The 5,965-nt window shown below is 68.5% G+C and carries 4 protein-coding genes and 1 pseudogene; 1 reads left to right on the top strand and 4 read right to left on the bottom strand.

The features are described from left to right. The 4 genes and pseudogenes from D0D37_RS45570 to D0D37_RS45555 form a co-directional block, all read right to left on the bottom strand. Positions 1-1,996 (bottom strand): annotated as a pseudogene (locus tag D0D37_RS45570) (AAA family ATPase); the annotation flags it as partial. Then, positions 1,993-2,619, bottom strand: coding sequence for a hypothetical protein (locus D0D37_RS45565; protein ID WP_208720570.1), 627 nt, complete (start codon positions 2,617-2,619; stop codon positions 1,993-1,995). The gene D0D37_RS45565 and the pseudogene D0D37_RS45570, both read right to left, overlap by 4 nt. A gap of 64 nt (positions 2,620-2,683) precedes the next feature. Beyond that, the gene (locus D0D37_RS45560) at positions 2,684-4,291 is read right to left on the bottom strand and encodes a KGGVGR-motif variant AAA ATPase (protein ID WP_116206777.1); all 1,608 of its coding nucleotides are present in this window, start codon (positions 4,289-4,291) and stop codon (positions 2,684-2,686) included. A 3-nt stretch (positions 4,292-4,294) separates the two neighbouring features. After that, the gene (locus D0D37_RS45555; protein ID WP_208720569.1) at positions 4,295-4,870 is read right to left on the bottom strand and encodes a TIR domain-containing protein; all 576 of its coding nucleotides are present in this window, start codon (positions 4,868-4,870) and stop codon (positions 4,295-4,297) included. Between the two features lie 190 nt (positions 4,871-5,060). Between D0D37_RS45555 and D0D37_RS45550 the strand changes: the two genes are divergently transcribed. Then, positions 5,061-5,965 (top strand): SEFIR domain-containing protein (locus D0D37_RS45550; protein ID WP_116206775.1); only part of this gene is annotated, 905 nt, incomplete at its 3' end.

The raw sequence follows: 5,965 nt of genomic DNA, 5'->3' as shown, positions 1-5,965 counted from the left end.
TGAGGGTGCCGTCCGGGGGCGGGTGGGTCCCGTCGGAACGAGGCGCCGGGGCGGTTCCGGTGCGGTTCGCTCGCGGGGCTGGGGAGGGAGTGAAGAGGGAAGCTTGAGCAGCGGGCCGCTGGGTCTCTGGTGCTGGGTTTCGGGGTCGCTGGGCTGCTGGTGTTCGGGCCGCTTGTGCGGTGCTGCCGGGACGCGGGGCGGCGTCGGGCAGGACTCCGGAGAGCAGCTGCGAGCGCCGGGCGGGCCTGCGGTCGATGAGCCACTCGTGGACGTCCGGGCCGCCCTTGACGAACATCTCGTCCAGCGCCCAGAACGTGCGGACGTCCGCTTCGGACATCTTGAGCCGTTTCCCGCCCGCGGCTTCGAACGCGCGGAGTTCGGCTTGGGTTTTTTCTCCTTTGGACCACGAGGAGTTCCGGATCAGGACGAGGTGCCGGTTGTCCGCGCCCGCCCGCAATCCCGCTGCCGACCGCGCCTTCCGGAAGCGGCTGAGCACGGCGATCGGATTCTTCGCCGAGATCGCGCGGAACGCCCAGTGTTCTTCGAGATCCGAGGCCTCGTCGAGAGTGTGGGTGAGCCACGCGTGGAGTTCGTCCTCGCTGACGCGGGTGTCCCACTCCATCTCGTCGTCGCCGACCTCGGTGATCCAGCCGCGCAACGCGGCCGACAGCAGCCGGGGCATCACGTCGTCCTCGACCTTGTGGTCGAGCAGCGCCGACGGATCCGCCGCCGCCCGGAGCTGGTCGAACCAGTCGTCCAGTTCGGTGAAGCGGTCGGGTTTCGGCTCCGGACGCGCGGGCAGCACCGCGGGTGTGTCCGGGTTGAACGTAGTCAACTCCTGCACTCGTTCCGCACGCACACAGGCGTCGATGTGCGCGCCGATCCGCTTCAGGATCTCCCGCGGCGTGTTTTCTTCCCATGGCCCTTCGAAGGCCGAGGCGGCGACCGGCCAGGTCGGGTGCGGCGGGGTGAAATCCATTGCCGCGTAGGCGAACCCCAGCCGCCGTTCCACCAGCTGCCTGCCGACCTCGGCGTCCAGCACCCGGCCGAGCGTGAGCGTTTCCCGGAACCGGTCGGGCACGGTGTCCGCTGCCTTCCCCTTGATCTGCTGCCAGGTCGCGGGCAGGCAGGCGAGCACGGTGAGCGTCCGCCGGGTGATCTCGCGCAGCTCCATCAGCCCGTCGGCGATCTGGGCGACGAGCAAGTTGTTGTCCTCGCGGCGGCCGACTTCCTTCGCCTGCAGACCGGAGACGGCCAGCAAGGTGTCGAGCTGGTCGACGCCGATCACGACCGGCCCGGTGAGCGCGAGCAGCCGGGTGATGTCGTGCACCTGGTCCGACGCGGACTTCGGCTTCGCCCGGATCCCCCACTTGCGCCGGGCTCCGGATTTCGATTCCTCGAAGCGGCCGAGGTAATCGTCGCCGACCTCGTTCTGCGTCAGGTCTTCGGCGGCGTACAGCACCAAGGCGCGAGCGGTGTCCGCGCACTCGACCGCGACCTGCCTGTCCAGCTTCCGCAGTCCCATCAGGAACGCGTCGACGTGCGATCGGCTCAGTCCACGTCCGCTGATCAGCGCCGAAGTGCTTTCCCACGGCACGTCGCCGCGCTCGCACACCCGGCGCACGAAGCTGCGCACCTGCGGCTCCGCCGAATCGTCCGAGCGCAGCAGACCGCGCCGCAGCGCGTCGGCGGTGTCCTCCCAGAACGCGTCGCCCGCGGTGAGATCGTCGAGGAAGAAGTAGCCGCCCGCCCGGTGCGCCGCTCGCCGGACCATGCCGAGCAGGTGGGTTTTGCCGACCCCCTTCATGCCCTGCATGACCAGCCCGATGGGGCTCGGCCCGTCGCTGGCCGCGGCGTCGCGGATGCCGACGTCGATCGCGGCCATCACGTCGGGGTGCAGGCCGTCGACGTGGTACGGAGAATCCCGCCACACGTGGTCAGGCGTGTCCGCCCAGTCGAATCGCAGGGTCGCCAATACCGCCAAGTGTTCGATCATGACGCCTCGATGGAGAGCAGATGATTGTCCTCACCGCCAATGCGCACGGCCGCTTCCCTGTCTTCCTCGGTGAGGGCCTTGCGGTTGGACTCGGGCACCAGATGCGCCTGCCCGGTGCGGCTCAGCTGTTTGAGCACCGCGTCGACCTCGGCGACAGCGGCACCGCCCAGCAACGGACGCAGATCCGCCAGGCCGACCCAGTCCCGGGGAGAGCGGGCGAGTTTCCGGTACGCCAGCCGGATCATCTCCTCCAGGTCAGCCGCCTGCGGAGCGTCGCTGCCGGTGAACACCTCCTTCAGCGTGACCTTGTGCAACCGCAGGTACTCGAAGAATCCGTGCAGCGCCAGGTAAGCCACCACAGTCAACGTGCTCCGCACTGGTTTCGGCGGGGACAGCGCGGCGAGTTCCTCCTCGCACCATGCCCAGCCGTCGTCGGTGAGCTGGTGCACGAACGCGCGGCCGGATTTCCTGCTGCTGACGTACTTCTCGTTGAGCTTCAGCCGGTCTTTTCCGTCGAGCGCGAAGCCCGCTTCCTTGCGCAACTCCGGGTTCGTCATCTCCCGGCCGTGCACCATCAGCGCGATCATCGCCGCGGACTGCTTGTGGCTCAGTCTTTCGTGCATCCGCCGTCCTTCCTCGGGGCATCCCGGCCGCGGTCGCGGGCGGGGCGTTCTGGGGGTCGAGCGGCTAGCTGTCGTTCACCCGCACGTCGAGCACTTGCTGGGCCCAGGCCAGCGCTTTCCGGACCTGTGGCGGCGGCGACACCGCGCCGTCGTTGTCGCGGCGCGGGCGCAGCAGTACGGCCAGGTCCGCGCCGAGTTCCTGCGCCCGCACGCTGTCCCCGGCTCCGACCGCGGCCGGGATTTCGCCGGCCAGGTCGTCGACGAGGTCCCACAGTCCGGGCCGCAGCCGGGCGTGCGTCGCTTGCCGCAGCAGGGAAACCAGGTCGGACTGGCCGGTGTCCACCAGGGCCCGGCCGGAGCCGATCTCGTCGGCGAGGCCGCGCGCGACCTTCGCCGGGCCGGTCGTCGGGCCGAGGCGCAGGTGGCGCAGGTTGCCGAGGTAGCCGGACAGCTCGCGGGGGTCGGTTCCTTCGGTGAGCACCGGGATCAGCCTGCGGTCCTGGCCGAGCGTGCGGTGCAGGAACAACTCGACCTCCGCGAGCTGCCACCGGCTCGCCTTGCCGTCGATCACCAGGCACAAATGCCGGGCATCGGTCTCCGCCCGGCCGAGCCAGGACCGGTCGCCCGACAGCGACCTGCCCACCCGGATGCCGAGATTTTCCAGCTCCGCCACCAGGTCCCGGGAGGCTTCGAGGTTCGACCGGGGCATGCTGACTTGGATGTCGTAGGCGAAGTTCTGCGTGCGGGTGCGCACCGCCGCCACGTAGGCGTCGCGGTTTTCGGCCAGCAGCTCGGTCCGGTCGAAGGAATGCGCGATCACCGCGGCGACGGTCTCGAGCGCGAACCCGATCTGGTCCGCACCCGGGCTTTTCTCCAGCAGCACCGGCAGTTGCTCGCCGAAGGTCCAATACGAGACATACGGCAAGGTGAGGTGGCGCGCGATCACCGCGGGCGGAACGTCCTGGTCCAGCCAGCTGTCGAACAGGCCCCGCGTTTCCTTGAGACAGATCTCCCGCCAGCTTTCCGACCGGTCGTACTCCTCGCGCGTGTCGAACCGCGAGAGCACAGGCAGCACCGGCAACTGTGGACGGTCGTACGGCAGGGCGTTCCGCGCGACGTTCGCGCGTTGAGCGACGTCGACCGCGCCCCGGACGCTCTGCGTGTTCGCGGTGTAGAGAACGACCAGCCGGTCCGGCAGGTGGGCGGTGCAGATGCTGCCGACGTCGGAAATCCCGGTGCGGCTGTCGAGCAAAACGTAGTCGTAGTCCGAGGTCCACGCCTCCCGGCAGCGTTCGAGGTACTCGCCGAACTCCTCGTCGTACAGGCCTTCCCAATCGATTCCCTGCACCTGTCCCGGATATGCGGGGCCGTCGCCGCCCGCGGGGAGGAAATCCAGCGTGCCGGGCACGTTGTCCAGGCGGACCGGGATGATGTGCCGGTTCGGCCGGACGTTGCCGGCCCGGAAGTCGGCGACGAGATCGACCACGCCGCCTTCCGGATCGTGGTCCAGCTTCGGCCGGAGGTACTCGTGCAGCCCCGGTGCCTCGAGATCCCAATCGATGCACAGCACGCGATGTCCCCACCGGGCCAGCAGAACCGCGACGTTGGCGAGCGTGAAGCTGCGGCCGACGCCGCCTTTGTAGGAATAGAAGGTGATCACGACGCCCGTCATCGCTCAGAGCCTCGGCAACCGGGAAACGGGCGGAACGTCCGGCCGTGGGGTGAGCACCGGCCAGTCCGGGCACCACGCCGGAGCCGCGCTGACCAGTTCCTCGATCTCCTTCGCGATGCGGTTCATCTGGTCGTGGAAAGCGATGTACTTCGGCGAGACTTCGAATTGCTCGTACGGATGGTTCCACTCGGTCAGGTCCTGCATCCGGCGTTCGTGCGCGAACGACGGAAAATTCTTCGAATCGCAATAGATGACCGGGTAGATCAGGGTGGTCGGACAGTCTCCTCCGGCCAGTTCCTCACGGCGCTCCATCGAGGCCCATTCGGCGCGGCACCACTCGTTGTAGAAGTACTTCGGGGAGCACACCGGAACCAGGACCCTCGTGTGCCGCAAGGCGGAGCGCAGTTCGTCCGGCCATTTCCCGCCTACCCGGACCGAGCCGTCGAAGAACACCCGGACCTCCCGGTCCAGGTTGCCGTCGAGCAGTTCCCGCAGCCGCGGATGGAAATGGTTGCGCACCCACCGGGCGATCGGATCGGCAGTCCGCAGATAACTGATGAAAACGTCGTAGTGGTACACCTGGGCAGCGCTCCCCGTCGATTTCCGCGTCCTGGCGATCCGACCTCGGACCCCGACGATACCTTTGGCGCACGCCGCGACAAGGGACAGATTCTGGACACTTTGTGGCCGAAAACCCGCGTCCGCCCGCGGGCCCCGGAGGCGGACCCGAAACTGGACCGGTCGCTTCCGCCGGAATTCGAGGAGCCCGATGTCCGCCCCCGCCGCACCCCGGATCTTCATCAGCTACGCCCACGACACCGCCGCCGAGCACTACCGGCAGGTCGGGACCTTCGCCACTTTCCTCCGCGCCCGCGTCGGGCTCGACGTCCGGCTGGACCAATGGGACGACGCCTCCCGGCTCGACTGGTCGGCCTGGGCGATCCGGAACATCCTCGCCGCCGACTTCGTGTTGGTGGTGGCCTCGCCGAACTACAAACGGCGCGCGGACGGCGAAGCGCCCTTCGACGAGGGCCGCGGCTCCCAGTTCGAGGCGCGGATCATGCGCGACGCGCTCACCCGCGACCTGGAGCGCGAGACCAGCCGCATCCTGCCGGTGGTGCTGCCGGGCGCTTCGGTCGAGGACGTTCCGTCCTTTCTCACTCCGTATTCCACCACGCATTTCCGGATTTCGGAATTCACTGACGACGGCGTCGCCGGGCTGATCTCCGCGATCACCGGACGCAGCCATAATGAACGTCCGGTGCTCGGGATTTGGCGCGGGGCAACAGATTCCGTTCCTGGGCCAGTCTGGGCGACCGAACTGCCGTGGCGCGAGAAGAGCGCGGACATCACGGCAGGCTCAGCGCGGATCGACGGGATCGGCTACGAGCACAGTGTCGTTTTCCGCACCGCCGGGCCGACTTCCGGAGCGTGGGCGTTCGCGGAAATCGACCTCGGCGGTTCGTACGCGCATTTCACCGCGGTCGCCGGCGTGCTCGACGACGCCGAGGACGCGGCTTTCCAGACTGGACTGTTCTGCATCCGGCTCGACGGCGAAATCCGCCACCTCGACCATTCCGCGTTCGGCAGCCCGCGGAACACCGAACTCGACGTAACCGGAGTCCGGCGGCTGCGGCTGGAGATCCGCCGTCCCGCGGCGGGCGTCTCCCCGGC

This window comes from Amycolatopsis circi (genome assembly GCF_003385235.1).
Classification (GTDB): domain Bacteria; phylum Actinomycetota; class Actinomycetes; order Mycobacteriales; family Pseudonocardiaceae; genus Amycolatopsis; species Amycolatopsis circi.
The sequence above is the reverse complement of the archived record's forward strand: the minus strand, read 5'-3'. Positions and strand labels throughout refer to the sequence as shown.

Bases quoted from the DNA above. Each gene is read 5' to 3' on its own strand.
- D0D37_RS45565 (WP_208720570.1), bottom strand. From the start codon at position 2,619: ATGCACGAAAGACTGAGCCACAAGCAGTCCGCGGCGATGATCGCGCTG.
- D0D37_RS45560 (WP_116206777.1), bottom strand. From the start codon at position 4,291: ATGACGGGCGTCGTGATCACCTTCTATTCCTACAAAGGCGGCGTCGGC.